The 16,910-nt window shown below is 61.0% G+C and carries 20 protein-coding genes; 5 read left to right on the top strand and 15 right to left on the bottom strand.

Translation table 11 applies throughout. The features are described 5' to 3' along the window. Nucleotides 1-5 precede the first annotated feature (5 nt). Nucleotides 6-347, top strand: coding sequence for a peptidase inhibitor family I36 protein (locus NP945_RS23385; protein WP_256747642.1), 342 nt, complete (start codon nucleotides 6-8; stop codon nucleotides 345-347). Between the two features lie 38 nt (nucleotides 348-385). Here the strand turns inward: NP945_RS23385 and NP945_RS23380 are convergent, their stop codons facing one another. The 3 genes from NP945_RS23380 to NP945_RS23370 form a co-directional block, all read right to left on the bottom strand. Then, the gene (locus NP945_RS23380; RefSeq protein ID WP_348625597.1) at nucleotides 386-1,324 is read right to left on the bottom strand and encodes a GlxA family transcriptional regulator; all 939 of its coding nucleotides are present in this window, start codon (nucleotides 1,322-1,324) and stop codon (nucleotides 386-388) included. Between the two features lie 346 nt (nucleotides 1,325-1,670). Further along, on the bottom strand, nucleotides 1,671-1,805 hold the full coding sequence (locus NP945_RS23375) for a hypothetical protein (RefSeq protein WP_013531161.1): 135 nt from the start codon (nucleotides 1,803-1,805) through the stop codon (nucleotides 1,671-1,673). Between the two features lie 338 nt (nucleotides 1,806-2,143). Further along, nucleotides 2,144-2,329, bottom strand: coding sequence for a hypothetical protein (locus NP945_RS23370; protein WP_032930657.1), 186 nt, complete (start codon nucleotides 2,327-2,329; stop codon nucleotides 2,144-2,146). Nucleotides 2,330-2,548: 219 nt separating this feature from the next. Here NP945_RS23370 and NP945_RS23365 point away from each other — a divergent pair, with 219 nt between their 5' ends. Continuing rightward, complete coding sequence (locus NP945_RS23365; RefSeq protein WP_127411553.1) at nucleotides 2,549-3,448, top strand: LysR substrate-binding domain-containing protein; 900 nt, start codon at nucleotides 2,549-2,551, stop codon at nucleotides 3,446-3,448. Between the two features lie 27 nt (nucleotides 3,449-3,475). Here the strand turns inward: NP945_RS23365 and NP945_RS23360 are convergent, their stop codons facing one another. The 11 genes from NP945_RS23360 to NP945_RS23310 all read right to left on the bottom strand — a co-directional run bounded on the left by NP945_RS23360 (nucleotide 3,476) and on the right by NP945_RS23310 (nucleotide 13,259). After that, complete coding sequence (locus tag NP945_RS23360; protein ID WP_127317949.1) at nucleotides 3,476-4,423, bottom strand: alpha/beta hydrolase; 948 nt, start codon at nucleotides 4,421-4,423, stop codon at nucleotides 3,476-3,478. Between the two features lie 230 nt (nucleotides 4,424-4,653). Next, the gene (locus NP945_RS23355; protein WP_127271300.1) at nucleotides 4,654-4,839 is read right to left on the bottom strand and encodes a hypothetical protein; all 186 of its coding nucleotides are present in this window, start codon (nucleotides 4,837-4,839) and stop codon (nucleotides 4,654-4,656) included. 188 nt (nucleotides 4,840-5,027) lie between these two features. Next, nucleotides 5,028-7,118 carry an ASKHA domain-containing protein gene (locus tag NP945_RS23350; RefSeq protein ID WP_256747641.1) on the bottom strand — a complete coding sequence of 697 codons (2,091 nt, stop codon included), beginning with the start codon at nucleotides 7,116-7,118 and terminating at the stop codon, nucleotides 5,028-5,030. A 2-nt stretch (nucleotides 7,119-7,120) separates the two neighbouring features. Then, complete coding sequence (locus NP945_RS23345; protein ID WP_127366739.1) at nucleotides 7,121-7,681, bottom strand: T4SS efffector SepA family protein; 561 nt, start codon at nucleotides 7,679-7,681, stop codon at nucleotides 7,121-7,123. Nucleotides 7,682-7,784: 103 nt separating this feature from the next. Continuing rightward, nucleotides 7,785-8,759 carry a methyltetrahydrofolate cobalamin methyltransferase gene (locus NP945_RS23340; protein WP_127271735.1) on the bottom strand — a complete coding sequence of 325 codons (975 nt, stop codon included), beginning with the start codon at nucleotides 8,757-8,759 and terminating at the stop codon, nucleotides 7,785-7,787. An 82-nt stretch (nucleotides 8,760-8,841) separates the two neighbouring features. Then, the gene (locus tag NP945_RS23335) at nucleotides 8,842-9,933 is read right to left on the bottom strand and encodes a methylenetetrahydrofolate reductase (RefSeq protein ID WP_013531168.1); all 1,092 of its coding nucleotides are present in this window, start codon (nucleotides 9,931-9,933) and stop codon (nucleotides 8,842-8,844) included. Next, a complete protein-coding gene (locus NP945_RS23330; RefSeq protein WP_127397519.1) occupies nucleotides 9,930-10,568 on the bottom strand; it encodes a methylenetetrahydrofolate reductase C-terminal domain-containing protein in 639 nt (212 codons plus the stop codon). The genes NP945_RS23335 and NP945_RS23330 overlap by 4 nt, the downstream gene beginning before the upstream one ends. Continuing rightward, complete coding sequence (locus tag NP945_RS23325; protein ID WP_023812316.1) at nucleotides 10,561-10,863, bottom strand: virulence factor; 303 nt, start codon at nucleotides 10,861-10,863, stop codon at nucleotides 10,561-10,563. Before NP945_RS23325 ends, NP945_RS23330 begins: the two co-directional genes overlap by 8 nt. Nucleotides 10,864-11,066: 203 nt before the next feature. Continuing rightward, complete coding sequence (locus NP945_RS23320) at nucleotides 11,067-11,846, bottom strand: formyl transferase (protein WP_256747640.1); 780 nt, start codon at nucleotides 11,844-11,846, stop codon at nucleotides 11,067-11,069. 93 nt (nucleotides 11,847-11,939) lie between these two features. Next, nucleotides 11,940-12,515 carry a DUF4893 domain-containing protein gene (locus NP945_RS23315; RefSeq protein ID WP_127317921.1) on the bottom strand — a complete coding sequence of 192 codons (576 nt, stop codon included), beginning with the start codon at nucleotides 12,513-12,515 and terminating at the stop codon, nucleotides 11,940-11,942. Nucleotides 12,516-12,629: 114 nt separating this feature from the next. Next, nucleotides 12,630-13,259 (bottom strand): DUF1638 domain-containing protein, encoded by a 630-nt coding sequence (locus NP945_RS23310; protein WP_127317923.1) that lies wholly within the window; start codon nucleotides 13,257-13,259, stop codon nucleotides 12,630-12,632. Nucleotides 13,260-13,323: 64 nt separating this feature from the next. Here NP945_RS23310 and NP945_RS23305 point away from each other — a divergent pair, with 64 nt between their 5' ends. Continuing rightward, nucleotides 13,324-13,464, top strand: a complete 141-nt coding sequence (locus tag NP945_RS23305; RefSeq protein ID WP_023812312.1) for an entericidin A/B family lipoprotein — start codon at nucleotides 13,324-13,326, stop codon at nucleotides 13,462-13,464. An 82-nt stretch (nucleotides 13,465-13,546) separates the two neighbouring features. On the opposite strand, the gene NP945_RS23300 is transcribed toward NP945_RS23305, so the two are convergent. Beyond that, nucleotides 13,547-14,245: a B12-binding domain-containing protein gene (locus NP945_RS23300; RefSeq protein WP_027029468.1), complete on the bottom strand. Its 699-nt coding sequence runs from the start codon at nucleotides 14,243-14,245 to the stop codon at nucleotides 13,547-13,549. Between the two features lie 272 nt (nucleotides 14,246-14,517). Between NP945_RS23300 and NP945_RS23295 the strand changes: the two genes are divergently transcribed. Next, nucleotides 14,518-16,092, top strand: a complete 1,575-nt coding sequence (locus tag NP945_RS23295) for a trimethylamine methyltransferase family protein (protein WP_024501311.1) — start codon at nucleotides 14,518-14,520, stop codon at nucleotides 16,090-16,092. Nucleotides 16,093-16,181: 89 nt separating this feature from the next. Further along, on the top strand, nucleotides 16,182-16,877 hold the full coding sequence (locus NP945_RS23290) for a 4Fe-4S dicluster domain-containing protein (RefSeq protein ID WP_256747639.1): 696 nt from the start codon (nucleotides 16,182-16,184) through the stop codon (nucleotides 16,875-16,877). Nucleotides 16,878-16,910 lie beyond the last annotated feature (33 nt).

Here is a 16,910-nt window from a genome sequence, read left to right as displayed (position 1 = left end):
CACCGATGAGACGTCTTGCCATTCTGACCGCAGTCGCGTCCATGCTTTATGCCGACGTCGCCAGCGCCCAATACAACCAGGCTGCCTGCATCATGTTCGAGAACGGGAATTTTCGCGGGCGGTCCATCGGCATGGGTGCCGAGGATTCCGTAAATTTTCGTGGCGGCCAGTTCTGGAATGACCGTGTGTCGTCGGTGATCGTCCGCCGCGGCTGCACGCTCGTGGCCTATGAGGATTCTCGGATGGGCGGCCGCTCGATCGAGATCACGCGCAGGATCCGCAATTTGGGCGGTAGTGACTGGAACGACCGTATCTCCTCGGCGGAATGCACCTGCGACGACTACTGAGGTTCAGGCGGCGGAGCGCAGACCGGTTACGGGTCGGATCAGGCTGCCAGCAGCTGCTTGCGGTCGACGCGCTCCTGCTGCGGCGAGCGGGCGTAGAGTTCTCGGTAGCATTTGGAGAAATGCGAGGCCGAGACGAAGCCGCAGGCGACCGCCACCTCGACCACCGGCATCGACGACTGGATTAGCAGATGCCTGGCGCGGTCGAGCCGGATTTCCAGATAGTAGCGGGCAGGGGAGCGCCCCATCTCGGTGCGGAACAGCCGTTCGATCTGGCGGCGCGACAGGTCGACATGGTCGGCGATCTCGATCAGTGACAGCGGCTCCGACAGATTGCCCTCCATCAGTTCGATGATGGTCAGCACTTTCGAGTTCTGGACGCCGAGGCGGGCGCGAAGTGGCAGGCGCTGGCGGTCGGTGGGGCTGCGCACGCGGTCGGTCAGCACCTGCTCGCAGACGCGGTTGACGAGGTTCTCGTCAAAGTCGTCGCCGATCAGCTTCAGCATCATGTCGAGTGCGGCGGTGCCACCGGCGCAGGTGTAGATGTTCTGGTCGATCTCGAAGAGGTCGGCAAAGACGTTGGCCTTCGGGAACGCTTCGGAAAAGCCCGGCAGGTTCTCCCAGTGGATGGCGCAGCGCTTGTTGGACAGCAGGCCGGCGGCGGCGAGGATATGCGCGCCGGTGCACAGGCCGCCGACGGCGACGCCGCGATTGTATTCCTCGCGCAGCCAGGCGAAGGCGGACTTGTTCTGGTAGCGCTCGACATTGATGCCGCTGCAGACGATGGCCATGTTCGGCCGGTCGGGGCCTGCCATCTTCTTGCGCTCGTCCTCGAGCGAGGTGTTGACCGCGCATTCGACCCCGTTCGAGGCGCGCACCGGCTTGCCGTCGATGCTGGCGAGGCGCCAGCGATAGGCCTCGTAGCCGAGCATGCGATTGGCCGAACGCAACGGGTCGAGCGCGGTCGCAAAAGCGATCATGGTGAAATCGGGAATAAGGAAGAATACAAACGATCGCTTGATCGGATGCTTTACGGCGTTCAAGGGAACCTCACACAGCCATGGCGCGAACAGGATGTCGCGAATAGCATAGCGACATCAGGAAAAACCATGTCTGTCAATCGGCTACGCCGCTACGACGAGATTAAATTTGCGACATGGGTCGCAAACGGGCAATCGGCGTGCAGCGAGCCCTGGAAGTGGCACGAACTGTTCAAGGGACGGGCAACGTACTGCCTGCGCGCAAAACAAAAACGCCGCCTTGGCTGGAGCCAGGCGGCGTTACAGTTTTAAAGCAGCGGCAGGGATGCGCTGCCCCTAAAAATCTTCAGGCGACGAAGCCGAGGCGGGCCGCATTCATGGCGCCGGTCTGGCCGGGCATGGTGTTGGCGAGACGCTGACGCTCGAGGGCGGTGGTCAGGTTCATTTCGCGGCGGGCAAAGAGGCGTGCAAAAAGCTTCATAATCATCTCCATTTGTTGCTCAGACGGGTCGCCTTCGCTTGATGGAGTGGGGCAGCTCGTTTGCTGGCGCTGATATAGGCTTGTGTAAGCAGAAACTAAATCGCAAAAGCGAAGCGCTTGATATGAAATGCGACATGGATTGCGACAAATTTGGGCAAAGTGCCCAAAATTTGCTATTATTTACAAGGCGTTAATTGGAACAGGAGCTGCTATGCGGCTTTCTCATATGCGTCATGCGCTGGAAACATGGCTCTAAAAATTCATTTGAGTGCAAATAAAATAGAGAAGGCCTGCCGGGCGGTTTGCGCGGCAGGCCTTCAGCACATGGTACACACGATCTACTTTGCTCCAGCCCAGGATCCGACGCCGTTGCGAGTACCGGTCTTGGTATCGGAAGCTTCAGGCCAGCCGATGTCCTTCTGCAGTTCGATCGGCAGGGAGCGGATAGCGCGTTCAGTCTGGTAGCGGGCGCGCGCCGCGCTGAATTCGGTCGCGATGCGACCAAGGGACGACAGGATAGACATCTCTTTCTCCTTTAGGTTGGCTAGTGCCAGACAGCGAGTTGGCTACTGCGGGTTTGTTTCAACTTCATTTCGTGTCGAATGCAGGTCTGTGTCGAGGTCGTTTCATGGCTGCTTGTGGCAGCTACCTGCTTCGATGGAGTTGACTATCCTCCCAATCTGATGTTCAATCAAACGAAATGGAATGATGTTTTGTATCAGAAAAATTGAAGGTCGGTTGCCATGAACGCCCCGCTCAATCATCCGCTGCCACTGCTCGATCTCGACGTTTTGCGCACGTTTGTGGCGATTGCCGAGACCGGCAGCTTCACCACTGCCGCCAATGCCGTCTTTCGCACGCCGTCGGCTGTCTCCATGCAGATCAAGAAGCTGGAGGACATTCTTGGCCGCTCGGTGTTCGCGCGCGACGCCCGCTCGGTGTCGCTGACGACGGATGGCGAGATGCTGCTCGGCTATGCCCGCCGACTGCTGTCCATCAATCGCGAGGTGGTGTCGAAGTTTATTATTCCGGAGATTGTCGGTGTGGTGCGGCTTGGCTCGCCGGACGATTACGGTGAGCGCGTGCTGCCGCATGTGTTGAAGCGTTTCGCGCAGTCGCATCCGTCGATCGCCGTCGACGTCACCATAGACCAGAGCAGCAATCTGCGCCGGCGCATGGACGACCGGGCGCTCGACATCACGCTGTTGACCAATTCCTACAAGACCAGCGCGCTCGGCGCCGAGGTGCTGCTCACCGAGCCGATCGTCTGGGCCGGTGCCAAGGGCGGCTCAGCGCATCTGCGCGAGCCCTTGCCGGTGTCGCTTTGGGAAGAGGGCTGCGCCTGGCGTGCCGGCGCGCTCGATGCGCTTGGCCGCGAAGGCCGCAATTACCGCATCGCCTATATGAGCGCGCACACGGCCGGCCAGCGCGCCGCGATCATGTCCGATCTCGCCGTGGCGCCATTGCCGAAGTCGTTCCTCGGCAATGACATGGTCGAACTCTGCCCGAAGGACGGCATGCCCGACATCGGGACCTACAATCTGGCGATGGTGGTGGCGCCGGATGCCAGTGCCCCGGTCAAGGCCGTTGCCGACCACATCCGCGCGACTTTCGAAGTCTTCCGGGAAACCGGCAAGTTCTGACCGGCTGGTAAGGACGATAGTATAAAGCTACTCCGCCGCTTCGGCGGGGCGCTGTTCAGGCCTTACTCTCGTATCGTGCACGATCCGGCTCTCCCCGAGAAAGGCGACGATGCGCTCGCGGGCGCGCCGGGCTTCCGGCATGTCGATCAACGGCCAGACGTGGAACATGCCTTCCTCATAGACAAGATCGATTTCAACGCCGGCTGCGCGGGCTTTTTCGGCGAAGATCAGATTGTCGGGAGTCAAAAGATCGCGCGAGCCGGTCAAAAGCAGCGTTCTTGGCAGCACTGACAGATCTCCATAGACCGGGCTGATGTGCCAGTCGCTGGGATCGATGCCGGCACTGTACAGGCGAATCGCCTCCCTTCCGCCAGCTATGCCCAGCCAAGGGTCGTTGCGTTCCGCCTCGAACACTGCGGGGTTGGTGAGCGACACGTCGAGACCCGGCGAAATGAGCACATGCCGCGACGGCAGGGGCAGTCCTTCTTCGGCGACCATCATGGTCAGCACCACAGCCATATTGCCGCCGGCGGAATCGCCCATGAAGACGATGTCTTCGGCTTCCGTCTCGGCGAGCATCTGCCGGTAGACATCGCCAACCATTCCGAACATGGCATGGAAATCGTGTTCGGGAGCGATTGGATAGATCGGCACCGTGATCCCGTAGCCCAGCCGATCCGCCATCTCGGCGATCAGGTGCCAATGATAGGGTGTGATTTCAAAGACATAGGCACCGCCGTGCAAGTAGAGAATCCGCTTCTGCTCGCCGGTCCTGGGTGCGATTTCGTAGACGGGGAAGCCATCGACCGTATGCATCTCGATGTCGAGACGCTGATGCAACGAGGCGGGCGGGCGGTGGTTCTCGGTCTTGCGCGCGGCCGCGATCCAGCGCTGCAAATTTTCCGGACTGGCAAATGCCTGCTTGCGGCTGTGCCGCAGGACAAAAGACACGACATGGCTTTTCAAACTTGGCATGCGGATACACGAACTTCGGCCAAAGCCGACTAAGAGAACCCCCTAATCGGAAGATTGTGCCGTGGCCGAAAATGTCAAGATTTAGGCTTTGTCTACACGCTGGTGTGATCCGCGCCGCGGTGCTCAGCGGCGCGGCAAAAGTGCGGCACGCAGCCGGTTGCTGGTGGTCGCCGGGGACATGCGAGATTCCCGGCGCATACCGAGCAATTTGCATTTGTTGGCGAAGGTCATCAGCGCGCGGCGCTCCAGATCGTGTTGATAAGTGCGGCCTTTTCGCTGGATCGCGGCGATACCGGCCAGCCGATATCCTTCTGGATTTCGGGCGGCAGGCTGTTCAACAGGCGTCGCGCCTTGCTGCGGTCGTGAGCATTCTTGATGGCCGTGCCATAGCGGCCGAGGTTTTCGAGCATTGACATCGTTGTCTCCTCTGGAGCGTTGCGGCGGCTGGAAAGATATCTCCAGCCTGCCATTCGATGCCGGTTGAATGCGCCTGCCATGTATCTGGCGAATTTCACGAAAACAGCTTTTTGGTTTCCGGATCAGGCGATCCGGAAACATTTGCATGCAAATGAGTTTGGAAAGGCCGTGACCTGGGCGCGGCCGCTTATTCCCGTCCACGCCTGGCGGCGTGGCCTTCGCGCGAACGCCGTCGCGGAGCGGCGTCGCCGGCAACGCCGTCCTCGCTGACCGTCTTGCGCGGCGGCAGTTTCACCGCTGCCGACAGCTTCGGGAACGGATCGACCTTGTTGGGCAGCGCCATGGCGTAGACGAAATGCTCCTGGAATTTCGGTTCCAGGGCCGTCTCGATCTTCTCGATCTTGCTGACCGTGTCCTCGATCTCGCGGCGGTAGCCGCGATTGAGCAGCGCCATGCGGGCGCCGGCACCTGCGGCGTTGCCGACGGCCGAGACCTTGTCGAGGTCGCAATCCGGGATCAGCCCGAGCACCATGGCGTATTTCGGATCGATGAAGGAACCGAAGGCGCCGGCGAAATGGATGCGGTCGACATGCTCGGTGTTCTGCTTTTCCATCAACAGCTTGGTGCCGGCATAAAGCGCTGCCTTGGCAAGCTGAATGGCGCGTACATCGGTCTGGGTGATGGTGATCTTCGGCCCATCTTCCGTCAATGCGGCGGAGCCTTCCTTCAGCACATAGGAGAAGGTGCGGCCGTTGGCGGTGACGCGCGGAGAACGGGCCGAAAGCCCGCCGTCGATGACGCCATCCTCGGAAATGATGCCGGCGAGATACATCTCCGCCACCACTTCGATGATGCCGGAGCCGCATATGCCGGTGACGCCGGTCGCCTGGACGCTTTCCAGGAAGCCCGGTTCGTCGGACCACAGCTCAGAGCCGATGACGCGGTATTTTGGTTCAAGCGTATCGGGATCGATGCGCACGCGCTCGATGGCGCCCGGTGCTGCGCGCTGGCCGCCTGAGATTTCGGCACCCTCGAAGGCAGGGCCGGTGGGCGAAGAAGCGGCCACGACCCGCGCACGATTGCCGAGCACGATCTCGGCATTGGTGCCGACATCGACGATAAGCATCATCTCGTCCTGGCGATGCGGGCCTTCCGACAGCGTCACCGCCGCCGCGTCCGCTCCGACATGGCCGGCGATGCAAGGCAGCATGTAGAGCCTGGCGCCCTGGTTGAGCTTCAGGCCGATGTCGGATGCCTTGATATGCACCGCACCTGAGACAGCCAGCGCAAAGGGCGCGCCGCCAAGCTCGGTCGGATCGATGCCGAGGAACAGATGGTGCATGATCGGATTGCCGACGAAGACGCTGTCCAGGATGTCGTTGCGCTGGACATTGCCTTCGGCGCAGACCTTGTCGACGAGACCCGAGATGGCCTCACGCACGGCGACCGTCATGCCTTCGCGGCCGTCAGGATTCATCATCACATAGGAGACGCGGCTCATCAGATCCTCGCCGAAGCGGATCTGCGGGTTCGAGGTGCCCGACGAGGCGGCGACGCGGCCCGACAGCAGCGACACCAGATGCATGGCAATGGTGGTCGAGCCGATGTCGCAAGCCAGCCCATAGGCTTCGTTCTTGAGGCCCGGCCACAGCGCCACGACGCGCGCGGTCTCCGAATCGGCATCCTTGTAGATGGCGGCGGTCGCGGTCCAGTTGCCCTTGCGCAGGATGCCTTGCACCTGCGGCAGCAGATGAAAATCGAAATCAAGGCTTTTCAGGCCCCAGTCGTGCATCAGCGCGATCTTCAGCCGGTCGAGATCGCCAAGCGGCTTGTGCATGTCGGGTTCTTCGATCTCGACATAGCACATGCGGATCGCCGCATCGCGGGCGATCACTCTGGTGTCGGCATCCTTGCGGATGGTCTGCGCGTTGATGACGGTGTCCTGCGGCACGTCGATGACGAGGTCACCGAGGATCTGCGCCGAGCAGGAGAGGCGGCGCCGTTCGGGCAGGCCGCGGACGCGCTCATAGCGCTCTTCCTTGGCGCCCTTGGGCGTGATGTGGTCGTTGGAGGAGGTGATCTTGTGCTTGGCGAAATTGCCTTCCTGCACTTCGATCTGGCAGCGCCCGCAGGTGGCGCGTCCGCCGCAGACGCTTTCTACGTAGACGCCGAGCTGGCGCGCGGCATCGAGCACCGGCGTGCCGACAGGAAAACGCCCGCGCTTGCCGGACGGCATGAACAGCACGAGCGGGTCGGTGATGTTGGCAGGTGAATTCATTTCTAGCTGATGCCACCGTTCACAAAGCTACCATACAGATGAATGTGGGCTCGCTTTCCGGGAAAAAACGCGTCTTCCTTGTCACGCCACTCGAATTCCAAATCACAACGCCAGTCAAAATACTTGCAAAGACGCTGCACTATTTTCATCGCATCTTCAGCTGAAACCCCTTGGTACGAGTATTTCTTTTCGGCGAGATACTTGTAACCCTCGTCTTCTTTTCTACCATTTTTCAAGTTGGCGCCGGATACTTTTCTCAACTCATCGAGATCATTCAGCTTTTCCAATGCCGCATTCAAAGCGACCACAAGGAAAGCGTCCCAAGCCTTCTTTTCGGGTGACTTCCCGTCCAGATTTCCATCCAAAAATTTCGCATGAGTTAGAGGAGGGATCTCCGTAAACATCATCGGCAACGGGTTGGCTTCAGTCCCCTTTTTTTGGTCGGAATGGCCAGAATATCGATCGAGCAATCGCCCTATAACCGTGGCTGGAGTGTCAACAAACGGCTCGGCAAGCGCCTTTAGGCGTTCGTAGTCAGCGTCCGAAATTTCGATACGTTGCATCAAAACCTCCTTCAAGTTACGGAAGGGGTCTATATGGAAATATGAGTAGGCACAATCCATATTTTCATATTTCTATTAAATCATCAAATTCCATATTGAATCGCTATCCTCGACCCATCCGGGCCTCACGACCGCCACGGCGGCGGCCGCCATTGCCGGCGCCGTCACCCGGCGCATTGACCTGCGTCGGGGCGGCGACCGCCTGGCCGCCTTCGGCCGGCTTGTAGTCCTTGTAGGTGCGGATCCAGTTGGTGCAGTTCTCGTCGGTGCCGTTCAGCACATTGGCGCCGCGCACGGCTTCCATTTCCTGCGGGCGCACTGGGTTCATGATCGCCGAGGTCATGCCGGCGCCGATAACCATCGGAATGAAGGCAGCGTTGATGCCATGGCGATGCGGCAGGCCGAACGAGATGTTGGACAGGCCACAGGTGGTGTTGACCTTGAGCTCTTCACGCAGGCGGCGCAGCAGCGCGAAGACCTGGCGGCCGGCATCGCCCAGCGCGCCGATCGGCATCACCAGCGGGTCGACGACGACGTCATGCGCCGGAATGCCGAAATCGGCGCAGCGCTCGACGATCTTCTTGGCGACGGCGAAACGCACGTCCGGATCCATTGAAATGCCCGTCTCGTCGTTGGAGATGGCGACGACCGGCACGTTGTACTTCTTGACCAGCGGCAGGATGGCTTCGAGCTTTTCTTCCTCGCCGGTGACGGAGTTGACCAGCGGACGGCCCTTGGCGACCTTGAGTGCTGCTTCGATCGCGGCGGTGACGGAACTGTCGATCGACAGCGGCAGGTCGACCAGCCCCTGCACGATCTCCAGCGTCTGCACCAAAAGGCCGGGTTCGGTCTCGTTCGGGTTAACCGAAGTGACGCCGGCGTTGACATCGAGCATGGTGGCGCCGCAGGCTGCCTGCTCAAGTGCGTCCCGGATGACGGTGTCGAAATTGCCCGCGATCATCTCGGCGGCCAGCTTCTTGCGGCCGGTCGGGTTGATGCGTTCACCGATCACGCAGAACGGCTGATCGAAGCCGATGATGATTTCTCGTGTCGCCGAGGCGACGATGGTACGGGTCATGGAATTCTCTCCGCCGTGATATAAAGATTTCTTTATATCGTTATCTGGTTTCGTTCAAGCGAATGGGTGGCCGTCCGCGCCGTCAATGCGCGGTCTTCACCATGTCCACCTGCGTTTCGGTAATGTCGTCGTGCAAGATGCTGTCGAGCCGGTCGGCGACGAGCTGATCGTCGCGGCGGATCTCACGTTTCCACGGCTGGCGGCCCTTCAGCACGCCCGATTCATCGACGATCTCGGCGACATATTCCTCCTGCCGGTAGGCCATCACATGGACGCCGGAAACGCCTGATATTTCCTTCACCTCGTTGATGATGTCGATGCAGAGTTGCTTGCCTTCCTTTTTCTGGTCCTGGGCGCCTTCCAGCCGCTTGATGACAGAATCGGGAATATGGATGCCCGGCACGTTCGAGCGGATCCACTTGGCCGTTTTGGCCGAGGCCAGCGGCCCGACGCCAACCAGGATGAAGCATTTTTCGGTGTAGCCGAGGTCGCGCACCTTTTGCATGTAGGTGCGGAACATCGGCACGTCGAAGCAATACTGGCTCTGCACGAACTGCGCGCCGGCGGCGATCTTCTTGCCCAGCCGATGCGGGCGGAAGTCGATCGGCGGCGCGAACGGATTGATCGCAGCACCCAGGAAAAGCTGCGGCGGCGTCGTCAGTTTGCGGCCGGACAGAAACTTGCCGTTGTCGCGCATGATACGGCAGGTCTCGAGCAGCGACATGCAGTCGAGGTCGAACACCGGCTTGGCGCCGGGCTGGTCGCCGGCCTGCACACCGTCTCCGGTCAGGCACAGCATGTTGGCGACGCCCATCGCGGCCCCGCCCAGCACGTCGCCCTGGATGGCGATGCGGTTCTTGTCGCGGCAGGCGATCTGCATGATCGGCGCATAGCCCATGCGGGTCAAAAGCGCGCAGATACCGACCGACGACATGTGGCAATTGGCGCCCGAGGCGTCGACGGCGTTGATGGCATCGACCCAGCCGTCGAAGATCTTGGCGCGGTTATAGACGTCTTCCGGATCGGCGCTGTCGGGCGGGTTGAGCTCGGTGGTGACGGCGAACTCGCCGCGCCGCAGGACGCGCTCCAGCCGGCCGCGCGAGGTGTGGCCGGGCAGGGGTTCGAGCGGCAGGTGGATGCCGGCCGGGTTCTCGTCGCGCTGGCGGCCGATCATGCCGACGCCCCGGTGTTTGCCGTCTCATTCTTGGCGGCAGCGGCCGCTTCTCGTGCGGTGGCCGCCTGTGCGGTCACCCGCAGCCAGGCCGAGGTTTCGCGCAGCGACTGGTCGACCGGCTTCTGCACGGTCAGGATCCTGTCGCTGTGCACCATGTTCTGCGAGCCTTCCCAGGCCTTGACCCAGACGCAGGGCATATCGGGCTCGACCTCGCAATTGCCGTTGGCGCGGACGCCGCCGCAAGGACCGTTGCGCAATTGCTTGGGGCAGTTCATCGGGCACGACATGCCTGTCGAGGACAATATGCACTGGCCGCACATGCGGCAGTCGAACATGAAGCCCTTGACCCGCTTCTCGACAAATTTGATCGGCCCTTCGACGCGGCCGTAACCTATGCCCTTCCACAAGGGATGGAGAAGCAGGAACATGTCGGCGAATTTGGCGTAGAACCATTCGAGTAATCGTGAGTGCCGCACAGACCATAATCTGACCGCAAAGGAACGCTGCACGCGCCGCTGCGGCGATACGTCGGCCGGCTTGTAGTCGGATTTCGGCGCTGCCTTTTTGACCAGAGTGGCCTGGGTAACCGGCTGGACAACCCTTTGGCCATCCTTGGCAGGAATGGTTTCAGACATTTTCTTTGCCGCCTGCCTTGACCAGGGCAACCAGCCGCTCGCGGTCGTATTTCGTGTCGATATCGTTGAATGCCTTCTCGACCTCGGCTTCGAGGTCATCGCCGACCGGAACGGGATCGGCCTTGCGCCATTCGGCCAGATAATCGTCGGTGCCGCCGGCGCCAGTGCGCATCGCGCACATGTCGATCGCTTCGGTGAAGCGCAGCGGCAGCTCGCGCTTGGCGTTCTGCCGGCCCTTCTTGACGATGATTTGGGCTGGGATGTCGCGCCAGTAGACGACGATCAGATCGGCCATGAATTCTCACTCCTCGTTCTGCGAGCATTGCCGGAAGCGCAGTGGGGCCGCTTGTTATGGGACGACGCGCGCGCATTCAAAAGCGACGCATTTGGATGTCGTAAAATGAAAGGTGTGATTATTCGTTTCCGGCGTCTGCCGGCGCCCGGTTCGAGGCGTCGGAAAAGCCGGCGCACGGCATGCGGATCCTGACGAGGAATGCGCTACCAGATGCCGGTTCTCAGGCCAGTCCAGAGATAGAACCAGATCGTCGGATGATACCATTGCTGTGATGGCAGACCGGGGTCGACGGTGGTGATTTTTCCGGCCAGAACATCGCTGACCGCCTCGACGCAGATGTCGCGCGAGAACGCGGCCTGGCGCAACGCGTAGCTGGAGATGGTGTCGCCGCGTTTCGGTTGACCGCGCACCTGTTTCAGCACGGCGCCCGTATCGACGCCGGCATCGACCAGATGAACGGTGGTGCCGAAATTCTGCGGGTCGCCTGACGTCAACGCCCAGTAGCCACCGTTCATGCCGCGGTATTTCGGCGTGATGCCGGCGTGATAGTTGAGCACCGGGCAAGGCATCCGGGCAAGCATGTCCTTCGACAACAGCCTGCAGCCGTTAAGCAGGACAACGCCAGGCTGGATCTTCTTGATAGCTTCGAGGCATTCCGGCCCGTTGGCTGAGGCGACATGGATGATTTCCTGATCCCGCCGCGGCTCGACCTCGAGCTTTTCCTCGGCAATCAGCCGGGCGGCATGGCTGGCGAGAAGCCGTTTGCCCAGTCTGCTGAGCACCATCGTGCCAAGTTGGCCGATGGCGGAGATCCAGCCCTGGCGGCGAGCCCGGCCGCGAAGCAATTGCTTTTTGGATTCAGGCGTTTCGAGGATGACGCTGACAGGGCCGACGCGGTCGGTGATCGCGTTGACGATAGCCCAGACATGCTGGCCGCCTCCGGTGACGACCACGATCCGCGTAATGGATTCTGATGCTGCCATGGATCTTGCCCCCTCCAAGCAACCCGTTCTCGATAATTGTCGGGATGCTAGGGCGTCCGGGTTAATCCTTGGTGATCAGCCTTCGATACACGGTCAGCGCTTGAATTCGATGATATCAAGCTTCGATTCGTAGTAGGGCGCCGGAAATTCGATGCGCCATTCCTTGGCGCTGTTGCGGAAGGCATAGCCGACCTGGTCGGTTTGCGGGCCGCTGCCATAGGGCTTTGCCGGATCATCGTTGACATAGAAGGAACCGAGATAGATCGCGCGTTTCTCGCCATCGTCGAAGAAACGGCCCTTGGTGCGCTGCGAGCCGCTGATCTTTTCCAGCCGCCAGCCGGAACCGTCGTCGGTGACCTTGCACTTGAACCAGCCATAGATGACGAGCGGCAAAGAACCGCCGGCCTTGATGGTGCGGCACCGCCAACTGCCGGTCAGGTCCTTGTCGGAAAAGGCCACCAGCGGTTTTGCCAGCAAGGCGTCGAGTTGCTTGACCTCGGCCGCATCTCCAGCTTTCGCCTCGGCAAGCGCCGCCTTGCGCGTCTCGCCATAATTGTCGAGCCGCTTCTTGTCGGCCGGGGTGATGAGTTTCTGTACGTCGCCATCGGCATGAGCGGGCAGGGCGAAACAGAGGAGACCGAGTGCGGCTATCAAGAGGCGAGGGGTCATCGGTGCGTTTCCACGTTCGAATGGCTGGAGGGCCTGTTGCCTTGTGGCGCACAACTTACCTGTTCTCGGCGGCCTGTCACCCAGGGTTAGAGCATGGCGGGGTCAGGAATTGCTTCAGGCGTGTGCTGCCGCCTGCGCCATTCCGGCCGTCAGGTCGCCATAGCCGGTTGCGCGGCGTTCATAGACGAGACCAAGCATTCTGGCTGCCTTTTCGGCGACCTTGTCGAGTTCCGGATCATTGGTCTGGGCCAGATAGATCAGCTTCTCGTAGTTGCCGAAATAGTCCTTGATCAACTCCGGGTGCTTGTCGAGGCCGAGCGGTTTCATGAAGAAGGCGTCGAACTGCCGGCAGAGGAAGTCGGTCATGTAGAAGGACATCATGTCGTCGTCGGCGACTTTCGCATAGGCCTCCATGCCTTGATAGAAGGCAAAGCAGTGCGGGCCCGCCATGCGCTCGACGCCGTGCTTCTCGCAGATGCGGTCGAGCAGGCCGCCGGTGCCGCAGTCGGCATAGCCGACGAAGATGTTGCTGTAGCCTTCGGCCTTGGCCTTTTCGATTGCCTTGTCCATGGCCGGGGCGATGCGGTCCGGATAGAAATGGAATTCTGCCGGCAGGCAGGTCAGGTCGAGGTGATCCAGTCCGAGCTGTTCCTTGACGGCCAGAATTTCGCGCGCAATCATCCCACAGGCGATAACGAGCAGCCTGTCGTCTTGATTCGGTTTCGTTTTTTGCGTCTTGGCCATGGAACCCGTCGAGCCGGCCTTCGTTGCTGTAGCGCTAATTTATCTATTGAGGGAGACACCGTCCATGAAACTGCTACGCATCACGCCAATTGCCATCTTGACCTGCGCCCTGGCCCTCACGGCTTGTGCGAACACCGTCCGAGGCGTCGGCAAGGACGTCAAATCAACCGCCAATGCGGTCGAGGACACCGTCAACAATCCCTGATCCGCGCCCGTACTTCTTCATCTGGGAACAAAAAAGCCGCGCTGCAAGGCGCGGCTTCCTGTTGTCCGGCCGAAATGACCAATCAGGCCGAAGCGCGCACATTGTGCTTGCGCTTCATGAAGTCCTTGGCGGTCTCGACCGCCACTGCCGCGTCGCGGCAATAGGCATCGGCGCCGACGGCCTTGCCGAATTCCTCGTTCAGCGGCGCGCCGCCGACCAGCACGACATAATCGTCGCGGATGCCCTTTTCCTTCATCGTGTCGATGACGACCTTCATATAGGGCATGGTCGTGGTCAGCAGTGCCGACATGCCGATGATGTCGGGCTGGTGCTGTTCGATCGCATCGAGATATTTCTCGACCGCATTGTTGATGCCGAGATCGATGACGTCGAAACCAGCACCTTCCATCATCATGCCGACGAGGTTCTTGCCGATGTCGTGGATGTCGCCCTTGACGGTGCCGATGACCATCTTGCCCTGCTTCGGCGCGCCGGTGGCGGCGAGCAGCGGACGCAGGATGAACATGCCGGCCTTCATCGCATTGGCCGACAGCAGCACTTCGGGAACGAACAGGATGCCGTCGCGAAAATCCTCGCCGACGATGCGCATGCCTTCGACCAGCGCTTCCGTCAGCACCTTGTAGGGCACCCAGCCGCGCTCGAGCAGGATGTTGGTGCCTTCCTCGATCTCTTCCTTCAGCCCGTCATAGAGATCGTCGTGCATCTGCTGCACCAACTCGTCGTCGGAAAGTTCGGAAAGGATGATCTCGTCGTCGGACATTTGTATCGAGCTCCTGCCGGCATCGCGACCATGTCGCAAGGCACACATCTTCGCGTTCATACCTAACCCGCTGAGGGCATGTATCCATAGCTGATTTGCGACTTCCCGCAAAAGGAAAGCGACCGTAACTCTCTTGGAATTCTTGTCGATTTTGCGACAGGCGTTGGCGCTGGCGGGCCGTTTCGAATAGGGTGCATGGCTACGATCTGGCAAGAAGCGGCGAGGCAGCCGCTATGGATTCCAGACAAGAACAGTTTCAGGGAAGAACCACCATGAGCGAACACGCGGCAGTCGATCAGGAAGCGTCAAACGCGCGACGTGGGCGTGGCGCCAGTGGCGGGGCAGCAGCCCGGCGGGCAGCACGTTCAGGCGGTGGCCCGGGCACGCAGCTCACCTACATCAAGCGCAAGATCAACGTTTATGAGGTGCTGGACGAGGAAGGCCTGGCGCTGATCGAGAAGAACACCGATACGGTGCTCGAGGAGATCGGCATCATCTTCCGCGACGACGCGGAGGCGTTGCAACTGTGGAAAGAGGCCGGCGCCGACGTCAAGGGCGAGCGCGTGCACTTTCCGAAGGGGCTGTGCCGTTCGCTGCTCAAGACCGCGCCGTCCGTCTACACCCAGCACGCCCGCAATTCCGAGCGTTCGGTGCAGATCGGCGGCAATGCCACCGTTTTTGCGCCGGTCTACGGTCCGCCCTTCGTGCGTGACCTCGATGGCGTCAGGCGTTACGCGACGATCGAGGATTTCCAGAATTTCGTGAAGCTCGCCTATATGGCGCCGTCGATCCACCATTCGGGCGGCACGGTGTGCGAGCCGGTCGATGTGCCGGTCAACAAGCGCCACCTCGACATGATCTACAGCCACATCAAATATTCCGACAAGCCGTTCATGGGCTCGGTGACCGCGCCGGAGCGCGCCGAAGACACCGTCGCCATGGCCAAGATCGTGTTCGGCGACGATTTCGTCGAGAACAACACGGTGCTGACCAGTCTGATCAACGCCAACTCGCCGATGGTGTTCGACGAGACCATGCTCGGCGCTTTGAAAGTCTATGCGCGCCACAACCAGGCTTGCATCGTCACGCCGTTCATCCTTGCCGGCGCGATGAGCCCGGTGACGGTGGCCGGCACGCTGACGCAGGTCCTGGCCGAAGTGCTGGCCGGCGCCTCGTTCACGCAGCTGATCCGGCCGGGCGCGCCGGTGCTGTTCGGCACCTTCGCTTCGTCGATCTCGATGCAGTCGGGCGCGCCGACCTTCGGCACGCCGGAGCCGTCGCTGGTGTCTTATGGCGCCGCACAGCTGGCGCGCCGTCTCGGCCTGCCGTTCCGCACCGGCGGCTCGCTCTGCGCGTCGAAGGTTCCGGATGCTCAGGCGGCCTATGAAAGCGCCAACACGCTGAACTCGACCATCCTGGCCGGCACCAATTTCGTGCTGCATTCGGCCGGTTGGCTCGAGGGGGGGTTGGCGTCCTGCTACGAGAAATTCATGATGGACATCGACCAGCTCGGCATGACGCAGAAATTCTCAGAGGGTGTCGACCTGTCGGAAAACGGCCAGGCGATGGACGCCATCCGCCAGGTCGGCCCGGGCAGCCACTATCTCGGCTGCGACCACACCCAGGCCAATTTCCAGACCGCCTTCTATCGCTCCAACATCGCCGACAACAATTCCTACGAGCAGTGGCTGGCCGAAGGTGAGAAGACTGCGCCGCAGCGCGCCAACGAACTCGCCCGCCGCTGGCTGGAAAGCTACGAGGCGCCGCATCTCGATCCGAGCATCGACGAAGCGTTGAAGGACTTCATCGCCAAGAAGAAGGGGTCGATGCCCGACGCCTTCACTTGAAAGGAGCCCGAATCAGGCGGGGCTAAAGTCGCCAACATCATCCACAAGGAAGTCTGGCGGAGCGCGTTCTCCGATCCGGTCAAGAAGGAATGATTGCGCGTCGCGGCATGATCGAGGAGATCACGGCCGCGCTTGGCGCCAACGGCCTCATCCTGCGCGGCGGCTTTGTGTTCCCTGACGACGAGGATGCTCCACATGGCACCTCGGGCGCGCCAGCAAGGTCCGTGCTGCTGGTGGGGCAGGCGGGGGCGGCACCTTGGCCGCATTTCCTGCGCTGGCGCGAAAACCAGCCACGGACAATCGCCGATCCGCTCGACAACTGGTCGCGGCAGGTCATTGGCGCCGTGGCCAATGAATTCCAAGCCCGTGCGGTTTCGCCTTCCGACAAACCCTATCTTCCGTTCCAGCAATGGGCGATGCGGGCCGAGGGTTTAAAACCGTCGCCGCTCGGCATCCTCATGCATCCGCAATACGGGCTTTGGCATGCCTATCGCGGTGCGCTGCTGTTCGAGGACGAGATCGCGCTTCCGGAGCAGGGCAAGGCGATCCACCTTTGCGACACCTGTGTCGAGAAACCTTGCCTGAGATACTGTCCGGTCGATGCCTATTCCACGGAAGGATTCGCCTACCAGTCCTGTCTGGCGCATGTGCGAGGAGCGAAGGGCGAGCCGTGCCGCAGCGGCGGCTGCCTTGACCGCAATGCCTGCCCCTATGGCATCGCCTATCGCTATCCGGCTGAGATCCAGGCGTTTCACATGGCAAGCTTTGCGTCAGCCGCCGACTGATCGGCGCCATAGCTTGGTGAGTTTCTATCTCAA

Origin of the sequence: Mesorhizobium sp. LMG17149 (assembly GCF_024518695.1) — a bacterium.
Classification (GTDB): domain Bacteria; phylum Pseudomonadota; class Alphaproteobacteria; order Rhizobiales; family Rhizobiaceae; genus Mesorhizobium.
Note: the sequence above shows the minus strand (reverse complement) of the source record. Positions and strands in the feature narration are given on the sequence as shown.

Bases quoted from the DNA above. Each gene is read 5' to 3' on its own strand.
- NP945_RS23385 (WP_256747642.1), top strand. From the start codon at position 6: ATGAGACGTCTTGCCATTCTGACCGCAGTCGCGTCCATGCTTTATGCC.
- NP945_RS23380 (WP_348625597.1), bottom strand. From the start codon at position 1,324: ATGATCGCTTTTGCGACCGCGCTCGACCCGTTGCGTTCGGCCAATCGC.
- NP945_RS23375 (WP_013531161.1), bottom strand. From the start codon at position 1,805: ATGAAGCTTTTTGCACGCCTCTTTGCCCGCCGCGAAATGAACCTGACC.
- NP945_RS23370 (WP_032930657.1), bottom strand. From the start codon at position 2,329: ATGTCTATCCTGTCGTCCCTTGGTCGCATCGCGACCGAATTCAGCGCG.
- NP945_RS23365 (WP_127411553.1), top strand. From the start codon at position 2,549: ATGAACGCCCCGCTCAATCATCCGCTGCCACTGCTCGATCTCGACGTT.
- NP945_RS23360 (WP_127317949.1), bottom strand. From the start codon at position 4,423: ATGCCAAGTTTGAAAAGCCATGTCGTGTCTTTTGTCCTGCGGCACAGC.
- NP945_RS23355 (WP_127271300.1), bottom strand. From the start codon at position 4,839: ATGTCAATGCTCGAAAACCTCGGCCGCTATGGCACGGCCATCAAGAAT.
- NP945_RS23350 (WP_256747641.1), bottom strand. From the start codon at position 7,118: ATGAATTCACCTGCCAACATCACCGACCCGCTCGTGCTGTTCATGCCG.
- NP945_RS23345 (WP_127366739.1), bottom strand. From the start codon at position 7,681: ATGCAACGTATCGAAATTTCGGACGCTGACTACGAACGCCTAAAGGCG.
- NP945_RS23340 (WP_127271735.1), bottom strand. From the start codon at position 8,759: ATGACCCGTACCATCGTCGCCTCGGCGACACGAGAAATCATCATCGGC.
- NP945_RS23335 (WP_013531168.1), bottom strand. From the start codon at position 9,933: ATGATCGGCCGCCAGCGCGACGAGAACCCGGCCGGCATCCACCTGCCG.
- NP945_RS23330 (WP_127397519.1), bottom strand. From the start codon at position 10,568: ATGTCTGAAACCATTCCTGCCAAGGATGGCCAAAGGGTTGTCCAGCCG.
- NP945_RS23325 (WP_023812316.1), bottom strand. From the start codon at position 10,863: ATGGCCGATCTGATCGTCGTCTACTGGCGCGACATCCCAGCCCAAATC.
- NP945_RS23320 (WP_256747640.1), bottom strand. From the start codon at position 11,846: ATGGCAGCATCAGAATCCATTACGCGGATCGTGGTCGTCACCGGAGGC.
- NP945_RS23315 (WP_127317921.1), bottom strand. From the start codon at position 12,515: ATGACCCCTCGCCTCTTGATAGCCGCACTCGGTCTCCTCTGTTTCGCC.
- NP945_RS23310 (WP_127317923.1), bottom strand. From the start codon at position 13,259: ATGGCCAAGACGCAAAAAACGAAACCGAATCAAGACGACAGGCTGCTC.
- NP945_RS23305 (WP_023812312.1), top strand. From the start codon at position 13,324: ATGAAACTGCTACGCATCACGCCAATTGCCATCTTGACCTGCGCCCTG.
- NP945_RS23300 (WP_027029468.1), bottom strand. From the start codon at position 14,245: ATGTCCGACGACGAGATCATCCTTTCCGAACTTTCCGACGACGAGTTG.
- NP945_RS23295 (WP_024501311.1), top strand. From the start codon at position 14,518: ATGAGCGAACACGCGGCAGTCGATCAGGAAGCGTCAAACGCGCGACGT.
- NP945_RS23290 (WP_256747639.1), top strand. From the start codon at position 16,182: ATGATTGCGCGTCGCGGCATGATCGAGGAGATCACGGCCGCGCTTGGC.